Annotated in this window: 13 protein-coding genes and 1 pseudogene; 4 read left to right on the plus strand and 10 right to left on the minus strand. The window is 71.7% G+C overall.

Features of this window, described 5'->3' with window-relative positions:
- Positions 1-259: 259 nt before the first annotated feature.
- Positions 260-1,480, plus strand: a pseudogene (locus OHT51_RS15010) (ThiF family adenylyltransferase).
- The gene (locus OHT51_RS15015) at positions 1,473-2,843 is read left to right on the plus strand and encodes an ABC1 kinase family protein (RefSeq protein WP_328879438.1); all 1,371 of its coding nucleotides are present in this window, start codon (positions 1,473-1,475) and stop codon (positions 2,841-2,843) included. The pseudogene OHT51_RS15010 and the gene OHT51_RS15015 overlap by 8 nt, the downstream one beginning before the upstream one ends.
- 6 nt (positions 2,844-2,849) lie before the next feature.
- On the opposite strand, the gene OHT51_RS15020 is transcribed toward OHT51_RS15015, so the two are convergent.
- The 5 genes from OHT51_RS15020 to OHT51_RS15040 form a co-directional block, all read right to left on the minus strand.
- On the minus strand, positions 2,850-3,059 hold the full coding sequence (locus tag OHT51_RS15020; protein WP_328879439.1) for a hypothetical protein: 210 nt from the start codon (positions 3,057-3,059) through the stop codon (positions 2,850-2,852).
- A 140-nt stretch (positions 3,060-3,199) separates the two neighbouring features.
- The gene (locus OHT51_RS15025; RefSeq protein ID WP_328879440.1) at positions 3,200-3,523 is read right to left on the minus strand and encodes a hypothetical protein; all 324 of its coding nucleotides are present in this window, start codon (positions 3,521-3,523) and stop codon (positions 3,200-3,202) included.
- The gene (locus OHT51_RS15030; protein ID WP_274243164.1) at positions 3,520-3,888 is read right to left on the minus strand and encodes a WhiB family transcriptional regulator; all 369 of its coding nucleotides are present in this window, start codon (positions 3,886-3,888) and stop codon (positions 3,520-3,522) included. The genes OHT51_RS15025 and OHT51_RS15030 overlap by 4 nt, the downstream gene beginning before the upstream one ends.
- 174 nt (positions 3,889-4,062) lie before the next feature.
- Complete coding sequence (locus tag OHT51_RS15035; protein WP_328879441.1) at positions 4,063-4,389, minus strand: hypothetical protein; 327 nt, start codon at positions 4,387-4,389, stop codon at positions 4,063-4,065.
- 165 nt (positions 4,390-4,554) lie between these two features.
- Positions 4,555-6,750 carry an ATP-dependent DNA helicase UvrD2 gene (locus tag OHT51_RS15040; protein ID WP_328879442.1) on the minus strand — a complete coding sequence of 732 codons (2,196 nt, stop codon included), beginning with the start codon at positions 6,748-6,750 and terminating at the stop codon, positions 4,555-4,557.
- Positions 6,751-6,935: 185 nt separating this feature from the next.
- Between OHT51_RS15040 and OHT51_RS15045 the strand changes: the two genes are divergently transcribed.
- Positions 6,936-7,178 carry a mycoredoxin gene (locus tag OHT51_RS15045; protein WP_190069482.1) on the plus strand — a complete coding sequence of 81 codons (243 nt, stop codon included), beginning with the start codon at positions 6,936-6,938 and terminating at the stop codon, positions 7,176-7,178.
- Between the two features lie 69 nt (positions 7,179-7,247).
- Here OHT51_RS15045 and nudC read toward each other — a convergent pair whose 3' ends face one another.
- The 5 genes from nudC to OHT51_RS15070 all read right to left on the minus strand — a co-directional run bounded on the left by nudC (position 7,248) and on the right by OHT51_RS15070 (position 17,672).
- Positions 7,248-8,189, minus strand: coding sequence for an NAD(+) diphosphatase (gene nudC / locus OHT51_RS15050; RefSeq protein ID WP_328879443.1), 942 nt, complete (start codon positions 8,187-8,189; stop codon positions 7,248-7,250).
- Positions 8,190-8,345: 156 nt separating this feature from the next.
- Positions 8,346-9,749, minus strand: a complete 1,404-nt coding sequence (locus tag OHT51_RS15055; RefSeq protein WP_328879444.1) for a dipeptidase — start codon at positions 9,747-9,749, stop codon at positions 8,346-8,348.
- Between the two features lie 10 nt (positions 9,750-9,759).
- Entirely contained in the window at positions 9,760-13,500 is a 3,741-nt protein-coding gene (locus OHT51_RS15060; protein WP_328879445.1) for a UvrD-helicase domain-containing protein, read from the minus strand.
- Between the two features lie 114 nt (positions 13,501-13,614).
- Positions 13,615-17,007 (minus strand): ATP-dependent helicase, encoded by a 3,393-nt coding sequence (locus OHT51_RS15065; protein ID WP_328879446.1) that lies wholly within the window; start codon positions 17,005-17,007, stop codon positions 13,615-13,617.
- A gap of 257 nt (positions 17,008-17,264) precedes the next feature.
- A complete protein-coding gene (locus tag OHT51_RS15070) occupies positions 17,265-17,672 on the minus strand; it encodes an MGMT family protein (RefSeq protein ID WP_328879447.1) in 408 nt (135 codons plus the stop codon).
- Positions 17,673-17,858: 186 nt separating this feature from the next.
- On the opposite strand from OHT51_RS15070, the gene OHT51_RS15075 reads away from it, so the two are divergent.
- Positions 17,859-20,687, plus strand: coding sequence for a lysylphosphatidylglycerol synthase domain-containing protein (locus OHT51_RS15075; RefSeq protein ID WP_328879448.1), 2,829 nt, complete (start codon positions 17,859-17,861; stop codon positions 20,685-20,687).
- Positions 20,688-20,792: the final 105 nt, after the last annotated feature.

Here is a 20,792-nt window from a genome sequence, read left to right on the forward strand (position 1 = left end):
GATCCCCCACCGTGCGTTTGATTTGTACGACGAATATCCACCGCCTGTGGACAACTTTCGGCGCCGGGTTCCCTGTCGGGGCATGCTGGCTGTCACCGGCGGGGCTGCGACCGAGCTCCACCGGCACACGGGGACGTTCCACGACGGCTACGGGGGCCTGTTCATGCAAGCGACGGTTTCGGCTGTTTCAGGAGATTCGACGGTTCCGTCGACTACATCGACCACGCCGAGTTCAACGGCGCCGGCTCCATTGGCTCCGCTGACTCCCTTACTGAAGCCCGCGCTCAGGCGCGGCTGGCGGGATCTCAACACGGTGCAGTTCGGGATGACTCCGGCGCACGCTCTGACGCTGGGTCCGATGGACACGGCGACGGGCAGTTTCCTCGATCTGCTCAACGGCACTCGCGGGCTGGAGATGCTGCGTGCAGAGGGCCGCCGGATGGACCTGCCGGACGGTCATGTCGACGGGCTGGTGCGACGGCTGGCACGGGCGGGGCTCCTCGACGACGCGAAGGGAGGCGGGCCGGCCGGCGACGCCCTGCGGCGCAAGAAGGATGTCCTGGACCGGCTGCGCCCCGACCTGGCCTCGCTGTCCCTGACCACGTCCGAACCGGGCGAGGCGATGGGCCGCCTGGCCGCCCGCCGTTCACTGCGCGTACAAGTGAGAGGCGCCGGCCGGGTGGGCGCGATGGTGGCCTCGCTGCTGTCGGGCGCGGGGGTGGGGGAGGTCGACGTGCGCGACGTCGGCCGGGTCGAGCCGTGGGACGTGGCACCCGGCGGGCTGCCCGCGGAGGCGGTCGGCGACCGCAGGGACGAGGCCGCCCGTCGGGCCGCACGCCGCTGCGCACCGGACCGGCCACCACGCCGGGGCGCCCAGTCGCCTCCCGGCCAGGACGGCGCCGGCCACTCCCTGGTGATCATCGCGCCCCGGGACGACGTCACGGTGCACGCACCCTCCCCGTCCGCCGCCGAACCCCTGATCGCTTCTGGTACGCCGCATCTGTACGCCGGCGTCGTGGAGGGCACCGGCGTGGTCGGCCCGCTGGTCCTGCCCGGTGAGACGGCCTGTGCCGGCTGCCTCCACGAGGGACGCACCGACCGGGACCCGGCCTGGCCCCGTCTGGTCGCGCAGTGGCGCTCAGGCACCGGACGAACACGCGACGTACACCCCTGTGATCTCGCACTGGCCACCACGGTCGCCGGCTTGACGGCCGCACACGCCCTAGCCTTTCTGGATGGACGGATTCCGTCGAGCGCCGGTGCACGCTGGGAGGTATCCCTACCCGGTCTGAGCTGGCACGCGCGGCCAGTGTGGGCGCACCACGCATGCGCGTGCGGCGCCACGGAGAAAGGTGAGGGAGAACACCCCTCCGAGGACGAGCAGTAGCGCGAGACAATGGCGGAGCAACGGCCGCCGAAGGAGTCACGCCGTGCGGCAGACTCGGAGCGGTCCGCTGGTACCTGGAGGGCGCATGTCTGATCTTCCCCGCAAGGCGGTCACCCGTACCGCCAAGCTCGCCGCGCTCCCGCTCGGCTTCGCCGGACGGGCGACCTGGGGACTGGGCAAGCGGATCGTCGGCGAGTCCGCGGAGATCGTCGGCCGCGAGCTGCAGCAGCGCACCGCCGAGCAGATGTTCAAGGTGCTCGGCGAGCTCAAGGGCGGTGCGATGAAGTTCGGGCAGGCCCTGTCCGTCTTCGAGTCGGCCCTGCCCGAGGAGATCGCCGGCCCCTACCGCGCCGCGCTCACCAAACTGCAGGAGGCCGCACCCCCGATGCCGACGCGCACCGTGCACTCGGTGCTGGCGGAGCGGCTCGGTGAGGACTGGCAGGGGCTGTTCCTGGAGTTCGAGGACAAGCCCGCCGCTGCCGCCTCGATCGGCCAGGTGCACCGGGGGGTGTGGCATGACGGTCGTGAGGTGGCCGTCAAGGTGCAGTACCCGGGAGCCGGCGAGGCTCTACTGTCCGATCTGAACCAACTGAGCCGCTTTGCCCGTCTCTTGGGTCCGCTGATTCCGGGCATGGACATCAAGCCGCTGATCGCGGAGCTGAAGGACCGGGTCTCCGAGGAACTGGACTACGGCCTGGAGGCGCAGGCCCAGCAGGCCCACGCGGAGGAATTCGCCGACGATCCGGACGTCGTTGTCCCTGCGGTGGTCCACCAGTGCGAGCAGGTTCTGGTCACGGAGTGGATCGACGGCGTCCCGCTCTCGGAGGTGATCTCCGAGGGCACCGAGGAGCAACGCAACCGTGCCGGCCAGCTTCTGGCCCGCTTCCTCTTCTCCGGCCCGGCCCGCACCGGGCTGCTGCACGCAGACCCCCACCCGGGGAACTTCCGTCTCCTGCCGGGCGGCCCGGAGGGTGAGGACGACTGGCGGCTGGGAGTCCTGGACTTCGGCACGGTCGACCGGCTCCCGGGGGGTCTGCCGACCCCCATCGGCGACTCCCTGCGCATGACGCTGGACGGCGAGGCGGAGGCGGTCTACGAACTGCTCTGCGCCGAGGGCTTCGTCAAGGAGTCGATCGACCTGGACCCGAACGCCGTCCTCGACTATCTGCTGCCGATCATCGAACCGGCTCAGGTGGAGGAGTTCACCTTCACCCGCGGCTGGATGCGCAGTCAGGCCGGGCGTGTGGCCGACCCGCGCTCGCCCGCCTACCAGCTGGCCAAGCAGCTCAACCTGCCCCCGGCTTATCTCCTCATCCACCGGGTGACGTTGAGCACCATCGGTGTGCTGTGCCAGCTGGGCGCGACGGTGCGACTGCGCGAGGAGTTGGAGGACTGGCTGCCCGGCTTCGTGCCGGAGGAGCTGACGGAAGAGGAGGAGTCGGCGGCGGAGGCGTGAGCGGCCCTACCACCAGGCCGAGTCCAGCCGTCCCTCGATCGCTCTGAGGTTCTCCCTGGAGCAGGTATCGCAGACGTAGTGGCGGGTGCCGTTCTCCACGGAGCAGGTCCAGGTGGGCTGCGGTGCCTTGGCCCTGGTGCCGCAGCGAGCGCACACGAGGGACTGTGGCTCCGTGGCGGAACCGCCGTTGTCACTGCCTCCGGGAAGACTCGTCACTCAGTGACGATAACGCCGTCGCTACCCGATCGGCGGTCACAACGCACTGCGGGGGCCGGTCCCGTTCGTACGGAACCGGCCCCCATGGGAGCTACCGCCTCCCGGGTCGGGAGGCCGCCGCCGTCCGGCGGCGATGTCGATTACTGCATGACCGCCATGGCGAGCGCGCGGCGGGCGCGCAGCGAGGCCCGCTCGGCCCGACGCTGCATGCGGCGAGCGGTCGCCAGGCGCATGGCCCGGCGTTCCTGCTCGGCCACGTACCGGCGCTCGTGCATATGCGCACGTGCCAGGGCTTCTTGGATGAGTTGCATCTCTCGGTTCCTGTTCTGACGCGAGTCGTTCGCGCCACTGGTGGTGAAGTCTTCAGGCGCGGAGCCTGCGAGCTCGTGGGTGGACGGCTTCATCGGGGCCTGCTTCTGGGGGTCGTGCGTGAAGGGACGGTCGATCGTTCCGGTGGTGTTCATGCCGTGACCGGGTTCTTGCGCGGGCGACCACGCGGCCGCTTCCGGGCGACGACGACACCCTGGACGAACAGCTCGCCACCCCAGACGCCCCAGGGCTCACGCCGCTCCTTGGCGCCGGCGAGGCAGGCCTCCATCAGCGGGCAGGTGCGGCAGAGGGACTTGGCGTACTCGACGTCCGCCGGCGACTCGGCGAAGAAGACCTCCGGGTCGTAGGAACGGCAGGGGACGGGCACGCCGAGGTTCTCGATGGCGTCGTCGAGCGCGGTGAGCGCAGTCAGCGGGGTCAAGGTGGGGTCCTCCGTGGGGCCGGGCTTGGGGATCACGTCTGAAGGCGGTACGGACGGGGCGTGCGCTTCGAGTTGCACGGTTCGTCTTCCTCGTCTGGTCGTTCCGGCCCTGTTGGGCCGGGTGGCGGCTGGTACCGGGTCTTTCTTGTCCCGAGGCCCCTTCGCTCCGTCATCCCTGTTTTGGGACAAACAGAAGGGCCGCGGATCCCGGATGGGGTTCCGCGGCCCTGAAGGCGCCGGCCTGATCGACGATCAGGCTGGATCACTCCAGGGTTCTGGCCCACGGAAGGCCCACATCAGGTGGTGCTGCTTCGTCTGCTTCCGGAATCCGGCACCGGTCGCCGTAAAGGCATAGGCCTTGGCCCGTGCCACTACTGCCGCTTCCAGTGCCTTGGTCGGTCGCTCATTGCCCTCGCGGACAGGAAGACCCGCGAGAGACAGGGCGGACGCCGGACGCGCGGCACGGATGCCGGACAGACCGGTGCCCTGGTTCGAGGCGCCGAGCATGCACAGGGAGGCGACGACCGAGCGATCGGTCATTTTCACGGTGCTGATGGAGCTGGTGTTGATGCTGATCACTGGACTCGCCTCCTCTCGGCGTCTAAGGGGACTGGGGTTAACCAGTCCGTCGGGTATGCAAGTAGAACACGGAATTGGGGCCTCCGAGAAGGCCTCCGTTCCCGTGGCTAAGAACCTATGGGGATTGCTGGGGCATGCGCAAACTATTTTTTCGACGAGTTCGTGTCATTCCCCGTCGGAGCCCTCCCCAACCTCCTGGCCTGCACAGATGGCCAGCACATCTGCTCCGTAGCGCTCCAGCTTCCGCTTGAGGACGCCGGAGATGCGGGACAGCTCAACCGGACTGGTCGGCTCCGCCTCTGCGATGGCCATCAGGGTCCGGTCCGTGAAGACGCAGAAGTCCGGCTGCCCGCTGAGCCGGGCCTGGACGGCACGCCACTCTCGGAGTCGTTCGTAGAGGCCCTCATCCATGTCGGAGGGGCACCCTTCACAGCGCATCAGCTTCATCTCGCCGGCGTCGGTGAGGGTGCGCCCGCAGACACGGCAGCGGGCCGGGGAGCGCTGAGTGCGTCTCGGGGCGGCGTCCGGCCTGCTCGTGAAGCCGCGCTCGACACCGCCGGAACCGACAGCGGCGGCGCGCCCTGCGGTGGCGGCCGAGCCGGGGCGCAGCCCGTCGAGGAAGCGGCTCGGGCGGCGATTCGGACGGCCGCCGGGTGCGCGGGTGAGCGCCCAGGAGACATGGAGGTGCAGCCTGGCACGGGTGACACCTACGTAGAGGAGCCGGCGTTCCTCCTCGATCTGCTCGTCCGTCTTTGCGTAGGTGATCGGCATAATGCCCTCGGCGACGCCGACCAGGAAGACGACGTCCCACTCCAGGCCCTTGGCCGAATGGAGAGAGGCGAGGGTGACGCCCTGGACGGTTGGGGCGTGCTGGGCGTTCGCCCGCTCGTCGAGCTCCGCGACGAGGTCGGCGAGAGAGGCGCCCGGTTTGGCGGCGGCGAAGTCCTGGGCGAGGTTCACCAGGGCGGCGAGCGACTCCCAGCGTTCTCTGACGGCCCCGGAGCCGGCCGGGGGCTCGGTCGTCCAGCCCTCGCCCGACAGCACGGCCCGCACCTGCGAGGGCAGGTCGACGGCGTCGTCGAGGAGTGAGTCGTTGCCTCCGAAGCGGGCCGCGCCGCGCAGGGCGATGCCCGCCTTGCGCACCTCGGGCCGGTCGAAGAACCGCTCGGCACCCCGCAGCTGGTAGGGGACGCCCGCGTCGGCGAGGGCCTGTTCGTAGGTCTCGGACTGGGAGTTGGTACGGAACAGGATGGCGATCTCGCCGGCCGCAACTCCGGAGTCCATGAGGTCCCGGATCCGGCGAGCGGCCCCCTCGGCCTCGGCGGGCTCGTCCGTGTACTCCATGTACACCGGCTCGGGACCCGGGTCGCGCTGGGAGACCAGTTCCAGGCGGTGGTCGGCGGCGCGGCCCCGGGCCTGGGCGAGCACGCTGTTGGCGAGGCGGACGACCTGCGGGGTGGAGCGGTAGTCGCGGACCAGCTTGACGACGGTCGCGCCTGGGTGACGGGTGCGGAAGTCGAGCAGATGGTCGGGAGTTGCTCCCGTGAACGAGTAGATCGTCTGGCTGGCATCGCCGACCACGCACAGGCTGTCCCGGTCGCCGAGCCACAGCTCCAGCAGGCGCTGCTGGAGCGGGCTGACGTCCTGGTATTCGTCGACCACGAAGTGCTGGTACTGGGAGCGGACCTGGTCGGCGATGTCGTGCCGGTCCTGGAGGATGCCGACGGTGAGCAGCAGGACGTCCTCGAAGTCGATGACCGCGCGGTCCCGCTTGAGGTCCTCGTAGACGTTGTAGATCTGGGCGATCTCGGCCGGGTCGCGAGGGGCGTCGCGGCCCGCCTTGGCCACGGCGGGCGGATAGTCGGCGGGGACGGTCCGGGTGACCTTGGACCACTCGATCTCGGCGGTGACGTCCCGCAGTTCGTTCCGGTCGAGGCGGATGCGGCAGGCGGCGGCCGCGTCGGCGACGAGCTGGATCTTGCGGTCGACGAGCCGGGGCATGGAGCCGCCGACCGCTTTCGGCCAGAAGTACTGGAGCTGGCGCAGAGCGGCCGAGTGGAACGTACGTGCCTGGACCCCGGCGGCGCCGAGCTGGCGGAGCCGGCCGCGCATCTCCCCGGCGGCCCGGTTGGTGAAGGTGACGGCGAGCACGCTGGAGGGCTGGAGGATGCCGGCGCGCACCCCGTAGGCGATCCGGTGGGTGATCGCCCGGGTCTTGCCCGTACCGGCCCCCGCGAGCACGCACACCGGGCCTTGCAGGGCGGTGGCCACCTCGCGCTGCTCGGGGTCGAGCCCTTCGAGCACCGCGTCGGCAGAGTCCGGTACCTGCGGGAAGAGGGTGGAGTGCGTTGCTGCTGTCACACGGCCATGCTGCCAGGTCGCCCGAGACGGCTGTGCCGGTTGTCCACAGGCGGACCTTGTTAGTCGTACTAATGCGGCAGGCGTCACGTACCCGGACATACCCCGGGTGGGAATGGCTCCGCGGTCGCGTACGTTCCCTCATCGGACGACCTGTTTCCCCGAGCCATCAGAGGAGCGCGCGAGACATGCAGGGCACTGTGACGATGTACAGCACCACGTGGTGCGGCTACTGCCAGCGGCTGAAGAAGCAGCTGGAACGCGAGGGCATCGCGTACACCGAGATCAACATCGAGCAGGACCCCGAGTCCGCGGCGTTCGTCGAGAAGGCGAATGGCGGGAATCAGACGGTACCCACGGTGCTGTTCGGGGATGGTTCGACGCTGACCAACCCGTCGCTGGCTCAGGTGAAGCAGAAGATCGGCGTGTGACCGAAGCGCATCCAAGCGCAAAGAGAAGGGTGGCCGTCCCGGCGCGGGGCGGCCACCCTCTCTTTGCGCTCAGGCGCTGCGGGTCGGTAGCGGCTTGCCGTACCAGAGCTCGATCAGACGGGCCGCGATCGAGATGCCGTACGGGGGCATGACCTCGCCTGAGTCGAAGGCGGCGCGCAGTTCCTCGCGGGAGAACCAGCGGGCCTCGTGGATCTCGTCTCCGTCGACGTTGACCTCGGTGGAGGTGGCGCGGGCCATGAAGCCCAGCATGAGGCTGGACGGGAAGGGCCACGGCTGGCTGGCGACGTACTCGACCTGGCCGACGCTGACACCGGCCTCCTCGTAGACCTCCCGGCGCACCGCCTGCTCGATGGACTCGCCGGGCTCGACGAAACCGGCGAGCGTCGAGAAGCGGCCCTCGGGCCAGTGGACCTGGCGGCCGAGCAGGATGCGGTCGTCCTCGTCGGTGACGGCCATGATCACGGCGGGGTCGGTGCGCGGGTAGTGCTCGGCGCCGCAGGCCGGGCAACGGCGGATGTGGCCGGCCGCGGCGATCACGGTGCGCTCGCCGCAGCGGGAGCAGAAGCGGTGGGTGCGCTGCCAGTTCTCCAGGCCCACGGCGTGCACCATCAGGCCGGCGTCGCGCGGCGACAGCAGCAGGCCGGCCTCGCGCAGGCCGGCCGGACGCGCGGACTGGTCGATGCGGCCGGGCAGCGCGTCCTTCTGGAGGGCGAAGTAGCTGACGCCGTCCTCGTCGATGCCGAGGAAGTAGCGGTGCGCCTCGGTGAGAGGGGCCTCGAAGGAGGGGGTCATGACGAGTTCGGTGCGCCCGTCCGCCGTCTCGTCGACGAGGACCTGAGCGCCGGAGACCACGAAGCAGCGGGTCGTGGGGTGGCTCCATGCCGCCGCGAGCCAGGCCTCGTCCAGCCGGTGGTGGGCGGCGCGGTCGATGCCGCTCGGTGCGGTGAGCGAGATGGGGCGGTCGGCGGTGTGGTCGGTCGAAGTGGTCACGGGTGCTTCCAACTCCCCCAGTGGAACGGTGTGCTTCGGCGGGTGGATCGGCGGGACGTGCGACGGGAGGCGACCTGGTCCATCGGGGCTCGGTGGTGCGGGACGGCCGTTTCAGTGTGCCCCGCGCGCGCTGCCCGTCCGGACGGCCCGGGCGGGTCAGGGCGCATGACGCCAGTTCGCGGCCAGGTCGCCCCACAGGTAGGCGGTGGTCTCGACGCCTTTGAGCAGCAGGTCGAGCCCGACCTTCTCGTTCGGGGCGTGCCAGCCGTCGGAGGGGACGGAGATGCCCAGGAAGAGCACGGGTGCGCCGAGGACGTCCTGGAGGTCGGCGGCGGGGCCCGAGCCGCCTTCGCGGGTGAAGCGGACCGGGCCCTCGAAGGCGCGGCCCATGGCGCGTACGACGGACTGCAGGGCGGGGTGGTCCAGCGGCGTCAGGCACGGGCGCGTGGCCCCGCTGAACGTGATCTCGCAGCGGATACCGGCGGGCACCTGAGCGTCGGCCCACGCGCGGACGGCCTTCTCGATGTGATCGGGCTCCTGTCCCGCGACCAGCCGGAAGGAGAGCTTCACCATGGCGGAGGACGGGATGATCGTCTTGCTGCCGGGGCCCTGGTAGCCGCCGCCGATGCCGTTGACCTCGGCGGTGGGGCGGGCCCAGACCCGCTCCAGGGTGGTGTGCCCTGCCTCGCCCTGGGTGGCGTACGACTTGGCGGTGCGCAGCCACTGCTGCTCGTCGAAGGGCAATTCGGCGAAGAGCTCGCGCTCGCTGTCGGTCAGTTCGACGATGCCGTCGTAGAAGCCGGGGATCGCCACGCGCGCGTGCTCGTCGTGCAGGGCGGCGACCAGGCGGGCGGCCGCGGTCGCCGGGTTGGGGACGGCGCCGCCGAAGGAGCCGGAGTGGATGTCCTGGTCGGGGCCGTACAGCCGGATCTCGCACTCGGCCAGGCCGCGCATGCTGGTGCACACGGTGGGGGTGTCCTCGGACCACATACCGGTGTCGGACACGATCACGGCGTCGGCCCCGAGCCGCTCGGCGTGCTCCTCGACGAGGGCGCGGAAGTGCGGGGAGCCGGACTCCTCCTCACCCTCGATCAGCAGCTTCAGGTGCACGGCCGGCGTGCTGCGGCCGGTGGTCGCGAGGTGGGCACGGACGCCGAGTGTGTGGAAGAACACCTGGCCCTTGTCGTCGGCCGCCCCGCGCGCGTAGAGACGCCCTTCGCGGATGACCGGCTCGAAGGGCTCGCTGTCCCAGCCGTCCTCACGGGCGGCGGGCTGCACGTCATGGTGGCCGTAGACGAGGACCGTGGACGCCTTCGGGTCGTCGGAGGGCCACTCGGCGAAGACGGCGGGCGCGCCCGCGGTCGGCCAGACCTCGGCGGTCGGGAAGCCGGTCTCCTTGAGCTTGGCGGCGAGCCAGTCGGCGCTGCGGCGTACGTCGGGCGCGTGGTCGGGCTGGGCCGACACGGACGGGATGCGCAGCCACTCGGCGAGGTCGTCGAGGAAGGCGGCGCGGTGCTGCTCGATGTACGTGCGGACAGCGCTGTCCGGGGTCTGGCTCATGGTCACGAGCCTATCGGCCCGCACCGACATCCTCGGTGGGCGGTTCCTCACACTCCGCCTCCGTGACCGGGGCCTCGGTCAGCAACCGCTCCAGGGCCGTCCGGTCCGGCAGGTCGTCCGGTCGTACGACCTCACCGCTGCGGACGTAAAGGAACGAGGCGTTGACCGATCCCAGCGGCACGCCCTCCTGCTCGGCCCAGGCGAGCCGGTACAGGGCGAGCTGGAGCGGGTCGGCGGTGCGGGTCCGGTTGGTCTTCCAGTCGACGATCTCGTACGTCGCCCCGTCGCCGTCGCCCTCCTTGTAGACGGCGTCGATCCGGCCCCTCACGACGCGGCCGGCGATCGCGAGCTGGAAGGGGGCCTCGACCCGGTAAGGCGTGCGGTGCGCGTACTCGGTGCGCTCGAAGGCTTCCTTGAGGGCTTCCAGGTCGCGCTCGTCGGCGATCTCGGCCTCGCTGCCGGGCAGGTCGTCCGGCTCCAGCATGGGCAGCGTGAGCTCTTCGAAGCGGGCCTCGACCCAGGCGTGGAATCGGGTGCCGCGGCGCGCGGCAGGTTGTGGAGGGCGCGGCATGGGGCGCGCGAGTTCCTGCGCGAACCCGTCCGGGTCGGCGGCCAGCCGCATCAGCTGGGACGCGGTCAGCGATGCGGGCAGGGGCACGTCGGTGACGCTCGCGCGGGCGCGCAGGAGCTCTCCGGTGAGGGCATCGAGGTCGCGGTCCCAGGAGGCGAGGGTGCGGGCCTCCTCAGGGGTTAGGCGTTCCGGTTCCGTGGGATGGGGGCGGGCGCGTGGTCCGGTGGGGGGCTCCGGGGCCGTCGCCTGGTGCGGGATGGTCGGGCGGCCGGTGGGCCGGGAATCCCAGTCGCCGGGGTCCGCCTCGGACGACCGGTCGCCGGCGAAGGAATCGTCGCGGTCGGACACGAAGGGCCTGTCCTGAGGGGAGCCGTCCGCGAAGGAATCGTCGCGGTCGGACACGAAGGGCCTGTCCCGAGGGGAGCCGTCCGCGAAGGGGCCGTCTCGGCGGGAGCCGGCTCCGAAGGACTCCTCGACGATCCCTTCGTCGGCAAAGGAGTCGTCGGCAAAGGGATCGCCGGCGAAGGATTCGTCGGCGAAGGGATCATCCTCGTCGGGCAGATCGTCGTCGGGCAGATCGTCCGTGAACGCTTCGTCGTCGTCCGGCGGCGGAGGCCAGTCCGGATCGTCGTACGTGTCCGGGTCGTGTGCGGCGGCTGAGTGGCCGTCCTCCTGGGAGGTGAGGGTCTCCAGGTGGGCAAGGACCGTCTCGGCGGCAGCCCGGCGTCGGGCCAGGGCCGCCCCGTCCAGGGGCAGGGGCCACAGCTGGTCGGCGTTCTCCCGGTGCAGGGCCGGGTTCTCCTCGTCCTCGGCCGGCTCGTCGGCCCACGCCTCGATCTCTCCGTACCCGGCCGCGCAGTGGTCGTACAGGGCCTGCAGGAAGTCGGAGGGTCCGCGGGGTTTCTTCTGGGTGGGGCCCCACCAGTGGCCGGAGCCGAGGAGCAGGGAGCGGGGGCGGGTGAAGGTGACGTAGCCGAGGCGGAGTTCCTCGGTGTGCTGGTGATCCTTCATGGCCTCGTGGAAGGCCTTCAGGCCGCGGGAGTCCCAGGCGGCGACGTCCGGGAGCGTGTCGGTGTCGCCGCGCAGCTCGTGCGGGAGGACCTTGCCCTGCGCGGTCCACTTCTCGCGGCCCTGGGTGCTGGGGAAGGTGCCCGTGACCAGCCCGGGGACGACAACGACGTCCCACTCCAGGCCCTTGGACTTGTGCGCGGTGAGCACCTTGACGGTGTTCTCGCCGCCCGGGAGGGCGTTGTCGAGCCCCTTCTCGTACTGGGCGGCGGTGCGCAGGAAGCCCAGGAAGGCGAGCAGGGACGCCTCGTTGTCGCCGGCCGCGAAGGACGCGGCGACGTCGAGGAAGTTGGACAGGGTCTCGCGGCGGCGGGCGGCCAGCGCGTGCGGGGACGCCGACAGCTCCACTTCCAGGCCGGTCACGGCGAGGACGCGATGGAGGACGTCCATCAGCGGGTCGGACAGGGAGCGGCGCAGGTCGCGCAGTTCGGTGGCCAGGCGCGCGAACCGCACGCGCGCGTCCGGCGAGAAGGGCAGCCCGTCGTCGTCACCGTCGCCGTCCATCGGCGTCTCGAGGAAGGTGTCGAGGGCGTCGGCGAGCGAGATGACCTCGGCGGGGTCGACCCCTTCGACGGCCTCGGCGAGGCGGCGGTCCGGGTCGTCGTCACCGTCCACGCGCGCGTAGGACACCAGCCGCCGTGCGCGGCGCCCCAGGAGGGCGAGGTCGCGCGGGCCGATGCGCCAGCGCGGGCCGGTGAGGAGGCGGACCAGGGCGGCGTTGGCTCCGGGGTCCTGGAGGACCTCGCAGACGGCGACCAGGTCGGCGATCTCGGGCAGATGGAGCAGCCCGGACAGGCCGACCACCTCGACGGGGATGTCCTGGGCGACGAGCGCGGCCTGGATCTCGGCGAAGTCGGTCGCCGTGCGGCACAGGACGGCGATCTCGCCGGGTTCCTTGCCGGTGCGGACGAGGTGCGCCACGGAGTCGGCGATCCAGTCCATCTCCTCGGCATGGGTGGGCAGGAGGGCACAGCGGACCGTGCCGTCGCGCTCGGCGCCCGGGGCCGGGCGGAGGGCCTCCACGCCCGCGTGCATGGCGCGCAGAGGCTCGGCGAGGCCGTTGGCGAGGTCCAGGAGGCGGCCCCCGCTGCGGCGGTTCTCGCTGAGCGCCTGGCGGGCGGCGGGGCGTCCGTCGGCGTGCGCGAAGTGCTCGGGGAAGTCGTCGAGGTTGGCGACGGAGGCGCCGCGCCAGCCGTAGATCGCCTGGCAGGGGTCTCCGACAGCGGTCACCGGGTGGCCGGTACCGCCACCGAACAGGCCTGCCAGGAGGACGCGTTGGGCGACGGACGTGTCCTGGTACTCGTCCAGGAGGACCACACGGAACTCGTCGCGCAGGATGGGGCCCACCTCGGGGACCCCGGCGAGCTGTGCCGACAGGGCGATCTGGTCGCCGAAGTCGAGCAGGTCCCGCTCCCGCTTGGCCGCGCGGTAGCGGCGCACGAGGTCGGCGAGTTCCCGGCGCGCCGCAGCCGCCTCGGGGACCTTGCGCAGATCGGCGTTGGTGAGCTTGGCGCCTTGCAGGGTGAGTAGCAGCCCGGCGTCGTACGCGCGCAGGGCCTCGGGCCGTACGAGGTGCTCGGCGAGTTCGGCGTCGAGGGTGAGGAGGTCGCTGACCAGGTCGGCGAAGGAGCGGGTCAGTGCGGGGTAGGGGCCCGGGGCTTCGCGCAGCACGCGCGCGGCGAGCTGGTAGCGGGTGGCGTCGGCGAGCAGGCGGGACGTTGGTTCGAGGCCGATGCGCAGGCCGTGGTCGGTCAGCAGGCGGCCGGCGAAGGCGTGGTACGTCGAGATCACCGGCTCGCCCGGCGGGTTGTCCGGGTCGATGATGTCGGGGTCGGTGACGCCGGCCTTGATGAGCGCCTTGCGGACGCGTTCGGCGAGTTCACCGGCGGCCTTGTTGGTGAAGGTCAGGCCGAGGACCTGTTCGGGGGCGACCTGGCCGGTGCCGACCAGCCACACCACGCGTGCCGCCATCACCGTCGTCTTACCCGACCCGGCTCCGGCCACGATGACCTGCGGGGCGGGCGGCGCGGTGATGCAGGCCGTCTGCTCCGGCGTGAACGGGATGCCGAGGAGCTCCTTGAGCTGCTCGGGATCGGAGATACGGGCGGACACCTCAGAGAGGCTAGCGGTGGGCACTGACAGTCGATGCCGGATCACCCCTTGATCCGGAAGAGCCGCAGGTCAGCGCGGGTGGTGCGATCGGTCACTCCGGTTACTGACGATGCGTTACTCGATCACGTGCCGTCCTTCGGGCCGCGCGCTGCACGACGCCCGGAACGCGCAGTGGGTGCAGTGCTGGCCCGCTGTGGGCGCGAACCGCTCGTCCAGGACCTTGCCGGCCGCCGTGGCCAGCAGGTCGCCGACCCACTCGCCCTCGGCGCCCTCCAGGGGCTCCTGGCCCTGCACCTTGGGAAGCGTCTCGCCGCCGTCGCGCTTGGCGGCGCCCTGGCGCAGCTGGACGAGTTCGGCGCCGCCCGGCTCGGGGCGTACGCCGTCGAAGGCCTCGTCGACGGCGCCCTCTTTGACGGCGAGCTGATAGACGGCGAGCTGCGGGTGGCGGGCCACCTCAGCCGCGCTGGGTGCCTGCTTGCCGGTCTTGAAGTCGACGACGTAGGCACGCCCTTCGCCGTCGGCCTCGACGCGGTCCATCTGGCCACGGATGCGCACCTCGAAGTCGCCCGCCCCGAGGGTGACGTCGAAGTCGTGCTCGCTCGCCACCGGAGTTCGCCCCGCGCGGTCCATCACGTGCCACTTGAGGAAGCGTTCGAGCGCCACGCGCGCGTTGTCCTTCTCCTGCGCCGACTTCCACGGCGCGTCGAAGGCGAGCGCGTTCCACACGGAGTCGAGGCGCTCCATGAGGACGGCGAGGTCGGCCGGGGTGTGTCCGGAAGCGACCTCGTCGGCGAGGACATGCACGACGTTGCCGAAGCCCTGGGCGACCGTCGCGGGCGCGTCGGCCTTCACCTCGCGGCCCAGGAACCACTGCAGGGCGCAGGTGTTGGCGAGTTGGTCGAGGGCGCTCCCGGAGAGCACCACGGGCTGGTCGCGGTTGCGCAGCGGCACCTTGGACTCGGTCGGCTCGAACATGCCCCACCAGCGGTAGGGGTGCGCGGCCGGGACCAGCGGGCGGCCGTCCTCGTCGGCGAGCGCGGCGAGCCGGGCCAGGCGGCGGGCGGCGGCCTCCCTGAGGGTGTCCGACGCGCGCGGGTCGACCGTCGTCGCCCGGAGTTCGGCCACGAGCGCGGCGACGGACAGCGGGCGGCGCGGGCGGCCCGTCACGTCCCTGGGTTCCACGCCCAGTTCGGTCAGGAAACGGGAGGGCTGGTCGCCGTCGTCCGCCGGGGCCTTCACCGCGGTGACGACGAGGCGTTCACGCGCGCGGGTGGCGGCGACGTAGAACAGGCGGCGCTCCTCCGCCAACAGCGCGCCCGGGGTGAGCGGTTCGGCGAGTCCGTCGCGCCCGATGCGGTCGGCCTCCAGGAGGGAGCCGCGACGGCGCAGGTCCGGCCACAGGCCCTCCTGGACACCCGCGACGACGACCAGGCGCCACTCGAGGCCCTTGGAGCGGTGCGCGGTCATCAGGCGCACCGCGTCGGGGCGCACGGCACGCCGCGTGAGGGTGTCGGCAGCGATGTCCTCGGCCTCGATCTCCTCCAGGAAGTTCAGGGCGCCCCGGCCGCCGGTGCGCTCCTCCGCGCGGGTCGCTGTCGCGAACAGCGCGCATACGGCGTCGAGGTCACGGTCGGCGTTGCGGCCGGCCGCGCCGCCGCGGCGGGCGGTCCGCTCCAGGCGGGTGGGCCACGGTGTGCCCTCCCACAGGTCCCACAGCGCCTCCTCGGCCGTACCGCCGCCCGCGAGGCGCTCACGGGCCTTGCGCAGCAGCGCGCCGAGGCGCTGGGCGCCACGCGCGTACGTGGGGTCGTGCACGGCCAGGCGCTCCGGTTCGGCGAGCGCCCGTGCGAGCAGGTCGTCCGAGGGCGGCGGCAGGGGGTTTCCCGCGGCCCGCTCCTCGTCGCGCAGGGCCCGCCCGAGGCGGCGCAGGTCGGCGGCGTCCATGCCGGCGAGGGGCGAAGCGATCAGGGTCAGGGCGGTCTCGGTGTCGAGCCAGGAGGTGGCGGGCCCGACCGTGGAGCCGTCGCCGACGGGGTCGCCGTCCTGCGGCCGTACGTCGTGACCCTCGGGTTCACGCTGTACGCCCCCGTCGGTCGGCTCGGTCGACGGGGCCGCCTCGGCCGTGGCCACCGCCCGCAGTGCCGTCAGCAGTGGCGCCACCGCCGGCTCATGCCTCAGCGGCAGGTCGTCACCGTCGATGTCCAGGGGCACTCCGGCCGCCGTGAGCGCTCGGCGCACGGTCGGGATCGTGCGTGAGCCGGCACGCACCAGTACGGCCATCTCGCCCCACGGAACGCCGTCCTCCAGATGCGCCCTGCGCAGGATGTCGGCGACGTTGTCCAGCTCGGTGCCGGACGTCGGGTACGTGAAGACCTCCACGCGGCCGCCGTCGCGGACGGGCGCCGGCTCGCGGTGGGCGCGTACCTTCTCCGCCGGAAGGCGGGTCAGCGGCATGCGCTGGGTCAGGAGCCGAGTCGCGGCCAGCAGGCCGGCACCGGAACGGCGGGAGGTGCGCAGGACCTCCACGCGCGCGGGGCGGCCGTCCGCGCGCGGGAAGGCGTGCGGGAACTCCAGGATGCCGTTCACGTCGGCGCCCCTGAAGGCGTAGATCGACTGATCGGGGTCGCCGAAGGCCACGAGGGTCCGCCCGCCGCCGGCGAGGGCGTGCAGCAGCCGCACCTGGGCCGGATCGGTGTCCTGGTACTCGTCGACGAAGACGGCGTCGTACTGCGCGGCGAGCCGCTCGGCGGCCTCGGGGCGGTGGGCGAGGAGCACCGCGCGGTGGACGAGTTCGGCGTAGTCGAGCACGCCCTGCATGTCGAGCACGTCAAGGTACTCGGCGAGGAAGGACGCAGCGGCGCGCCAGTCGGGGCGGCCGATGCGGTGGGCGAAGGCGTCCAGGGCGTCCGGGCCGAGGCCCAGTTCGCGGCTGCGGGCGAGGACCGCGCGGACCTCGTCGGCGAAGCCACGGGTGGTCAGGCAGGCGCGCAGCTCGTCCGGCCAGCGCACATGTGCGAGGCCGAGCCGCTCCAGGTCCGGCTGGCCCGCGAGCAGCTCCCGCACGGCCACGTCCTGCTCCGGGCCGGACAGCAGCCGCAGCGGCTCCACGAACAGATCGCTGTCCTGGTGGGCGCGGACCAGTGCGTAGCAGAACGAGTGGAACGTGGTCGCCTGGGGCGCACGCGCCGCCCCTATGCGCAGGGCCATGCGGTCGCGCAACTCCACGGCGGCCTTGCGGCTGAAAGTCAGCACCAGGATGCGCTCGGGGTCCGAGCCGCGGGCGATGCGCTCCGCCACCGACTCGACGAGCGTGGTGGTCTTACCGGTGCCCGGACCTGCGAGAACGAGAAGGGGGCCGGTGGCGTGGTCAACCACGGCGCGCTGTGCGGCGTCAAGACGAGGGGGAGCCACTCGGACCGGAGGGTTACGCACCAGCCGGTAAGCGCCACGGGCCCCCTGTCGCACCTGGGGGTGCGACAGGCGCCTGGTGGAGAAAGAGGAGCTCACGTGGTTCGCCGGTCCTGGTGGGTGTGCTGGTGGGTCGCCCCTCGCGCGTGGAGGGCGGTGGCTGCGAGGTGAGGGCGACACGTGCAGCCGACGCTACGCCGAGGGGTAGTACGGAAGCAGGGCTTCCGATTCATCCCTCTGGGCACTCGTGGCACGTGCGTCCCTCGACTCACGAACGTACGTCATGCCACGGACGCTCCCTCTTTCCCCCGTACGGATCACAGGTCACACAGCGGGCCGTCCGATGGCGGAAGCTGTCAGGTGTGACCCTGTGCGCGTCCGCCGCCGTCCCAGCGCGCCCGTCTCATGTCGAGGCGCGGCAGGTGGCCCTCGGCGGCCCTGCTCGCCTCCTTCAGCGGTGTGCCTTCCGCGCGGTAGTGCTCCAGCGCCCGCAGCTCGTGGCCCGGCAGCAGGACCCCGTCCGCGCGGACCACCCGCCACCACGGAACGGCGCCCCCGTAGAGGGCCATCACCCTGCCGACCTGCCGAGGACCGCCCTCCTCCAGCCACTCCGCGACGTCCCCGTACGTCATGACGCGCCCCGGCGGAATCACGTCGGCGACCTCCAGGACGCGCTCGGCGTACTCCGGCAGCGCGTCCGCGTGCTCCGGGTGGGCCCGGTCGTACTCCGGGCGGGTGTCGTCCGGAAGGCTCTCCTCGCTCATCCGGCCCATCCTGCCGCACCCCACCGACAATGTGACGCGCTCGCCACTGTGCGTATGCCTCGCCCCGAGGCGCGGCTTCGGGCAGACTGTGCGCCCCCGCATTTGCACCCTGATGCCCCCGTGTGTCGGTGGGGCATGCCACCATCGTGCGGGCGGTGACTGGTGATACGAGATCAAGAAGAGACGATGAAGCAGCAGGGTGTGCACCCGGAGGGCGCGGAAAGCACCTCTGACGCTTCGTCGCGCCCGGACGCCGCGAACGCCGACAAGAAGGACACCGGCGACAGCGGCGGCAAGAAGGACGAGCCCGGCAAGGGTGGCGGCACGAGCGACGCCGGCCGCAAGGCCGTCGAGGGGAAGGCCGCGTACGACCTCGAAGAGGTGCACTCCGACGAGGTCGAGGGCGACGAACCGCTGCTCCCCGCGCGCGTGCACCGCCCGTCCGACCTCATGCGGCTCCTCGTGGGCGTGCTGGGCATCGCCCTGCTGCTCGCGATCGCCGCGTTCGCGCACGGCACCACCTCGGGTCTCGAGCAGGACATCAACAAGGGCACCGGACAGGCGCCCGACTTGTTCAGCAAGATCGCCGGGCTCGTGTCCAGCATCGCGATCCTCCTGGTGCCCGTCGCCTTCGCGATCGAGCGCCTGATCAAGCGGGACGGGCTGCGGATCGCCGACGGCGTCCTCGCCGCGGTCCTCGCGCACGGCGTGACGCTCGCCACAGACCTGTGGGTCGCGCGGGCCGCCCCGGACTCCATCCGGGACGCACTCACCCAGCCCTCCCCCGGCGACATCGGCTCCCTCACCGACCCGGTGCACGGCTACCTCGCCCCGGTCATCGCGTACATGACGGCCGTGGGCATGTCCCGCAGACCCCGCTGGCGTGCGGTCCTGTGGGCGGTCCTGGTCCTGTACGCCTTCTCGATGCTGGTCACCGGCTACACCACGCCGTTCTCGATCCTCCTGACGCTCCTGATCGGCTGGACCGTCGCCTACGGCACGCTGTACGCGGTCGGCTCGCCCAACGTCCGGCCCACAGGGCGGACCCTGATGGCGGGCCTCAGGCACGTCGGCTTCCGCCCGGTGAGCGCGGCCCGCGAGGAGGTGTCGGAGGAGTCCGGCGACCGTGGCCGGCGCTACTTCGTCACCCTTGAGGAGGGTCCCCCGCTCGACGTCACGGTGGTCGACCGGGAGCAGCAGGCCCAGGGCTTCTTCTACCGCGCGTGGCGCAATCTGACGCTGCGCGGCTTTGCCACCCGAAGCAGCCTCCAGTCGCTGCGCCAGGCCCTGGAGCAGGAGGCGCTGCTCGCCTACGCGGCGATCGCGGCGGGCGCCAACGCGCCCAAGCTGATCGCCACCTCGGAGCTCGGCCCGGACGCCGTGATGCTGGTCTACGAGCACACCGGCGGGCACACCCTGGACTCGCTGCCGGACGAGGAGATCACCGACGACCTGCTGCGCGACACCTGGCTCCAGGTGAAGGCGCTGCAGTCCCGCCGCATCGCCCACCGCAGGCTCGTGGGTGACGCGATTCTGGTGGATCGTTCCGGCAAGGTGATCATCACCGATCTGCGGATCGGCGAGATCGCGGCCAACAATCTGCTGCTGCGCATGGACATCTCCCAGCTGCTGGTGACGCTGGGCCTGCGCGTCGGCGCCGAGCGCGCGGTGGCCTCGGCGGTGGGCGTACTCGGCCCCGACGCCGTGGCCGACTGTCTGCCGATGCTGCAGCCCATCGCCCTGAGCCGCTCCACGCGCGCGACGCTTCGCCGACTCGCCCGCGAGCGAGCCCAGCGCGAGCGTGAGGCGGTGCTGGAGGCCTCCCGGCACGCCAAGCACGCGCGCAGCGAGGAGACCGCGGAGGACGCCGGGCCGGTACTCGACAAGCCGGACCAGGAGCTCGACAAGCAGCTCGACAAGCCGGAGAAGCAGGACAAGAAAACCGTACGGGCGCAGGCGCGGGCCGAGAAGCGGGCCATCGACGAGGCCGTGGACGAGGCTCGCGAGGAGGATCTGCTCACGCAGATCCGCCACGAGGTGCTGCTCATCAGGCCGCAGGCACCCGTCGAACCCGCCCGACTGGAGCGCGTGCGGCCGCGCACGCTGATCAGCCTCATCGCCGGTGCCATCGGCGCGTACTTCCTGCTGACGCAGCTCACGCACATCGAGTTCGGCCCGCTCATCGCCAACGCCGAGTGGGGCTGGGTGGCCGCGGCTGTGCTGTTCTCGGCGGCCAGTTACTTCGCGGCGGCGATGGCGCTGCTGGGGTTCGTGCCCGAGCGGGTGCCGTTCCGGCGGACCGTGTCGGCGCAGGTCGCCGGGTCCTTCGTGAAGATCGTCGCGCCGGCCGCGGTCGGCGGCGTCGCCCTCAACACGCGGTTCCTGCAGCGCGCGGGAGTGCGGCCGGGACTCGCGGTGGCGAGCGTCGGCGCCTCGCAGTTGTTCGGGCTCGGCTGCCACATCCTGATGCTGCTGGCCTTCGGTTATCTGACCGGCACCGAGAAGACGCCGTCGCTGTCGCCGTCCCGGACCGTCATCGCGGGTCTGCTGACGGTGGCCGTACTGGTGCTCGTGGTGACGTCGGTGCCGTTCCTGCGGAAATTCGTCGTCACGCGCGTGAGGTCGTTGTTCGCGGGTGTCGTGCCGCGCATGCTCGACGTGCTCCAGCGGCCCCAGAAACTGGTCACCGGCATCGGCGGCATGCTGCTGCTGACCGCCTGCTTCGTGATGTGCCTGGACGCGTCCATCAGGGCGTTCGGCAGCGAGGGGACCTCGATCAGCCTCGCCAGCGTGGCCGTCGTCTTCCTCGCGGGCAACGCCCTCGGCTCCGCGGCCCCGACCCCGGGCGGCGTCGGCGCCGTGGAGGCGACCCTGACCGTCGGTCTGATCGCCGTGGGCCTGCCCAGCGAGGTCGCCGCGCCGTCGGTGCTGCTGTTCCGGCTGCTGACACTGTGGCTGCCGGTGCTGCCGGGCTGGCTGGCCTTCAACCACCTGACCCGCAAGGGCGCGCTCTGACACGCGCGGACTTGTCCCACGAGGACCGCGGACTTGGTCCCGCGAGGACCCTCGGACTTGTCCAGCGAGGACCGCGGACTTGTCCTACGAGGACCAGGGCGTCGT

This window comes from Streptomyces sp. NBC_00299 (assembly GCF_036173045.1).
In the GTDB taxonomy this organism is placed as follows: Bacteria; Actinomycetota; Actinomycetes; order Streptomycetales; family Streptomycetaceae; genus Streptomyces; species Streptomyces machairae.

Excerpts from the sequence above, each read along its gene's own strand:
- OHT51_RS15015 (WP_328879438.1), top strand. The coding sequence starts at position 1,473 with ATGTCTGATCTTCCCCGCAAGGCGGTCACCCGTACCGCCAAGCTCGCC.
- OHT51_RS15025 (WP_328879440.1), bottom strand. The coding sequence starts at position 3,523 with ATGAACACCACCGGAACGATCGACCGTCCCTTCACGCACGACCCCCAG.
- OHT51_RS15045 (WP_190069482.1), top strand. The coding sequence starts at position 6,936 with ATGCAGGGCACTGTGACGATGTACAGCACCACGTGGTGCGGCTACTGC.
- OHT51_RS15055 (WP_328879444.1), bottom strand. The coding sequence starts at position 9,749 with ATGAGCCAGACCCCGGACAGCGCTGTCCGCACGTACATCGAGCAGCAC.
- OHT51_RS15070 (WP_328879447.1), bottom strand. The coding sequence starts at position 17,672 with ATGAGCGAGGAGAGCCTTCCGGACGACACCCGCCCGGAGTACGACCGG.
- OHT51_RS15075 (WP_328879448.1), top strand. The coding sequence starts at position 17,859 with ATGAAGCAGCAGGGTGTGCACCCGGAGGGCGCGGAAAGCACCTCTGAC.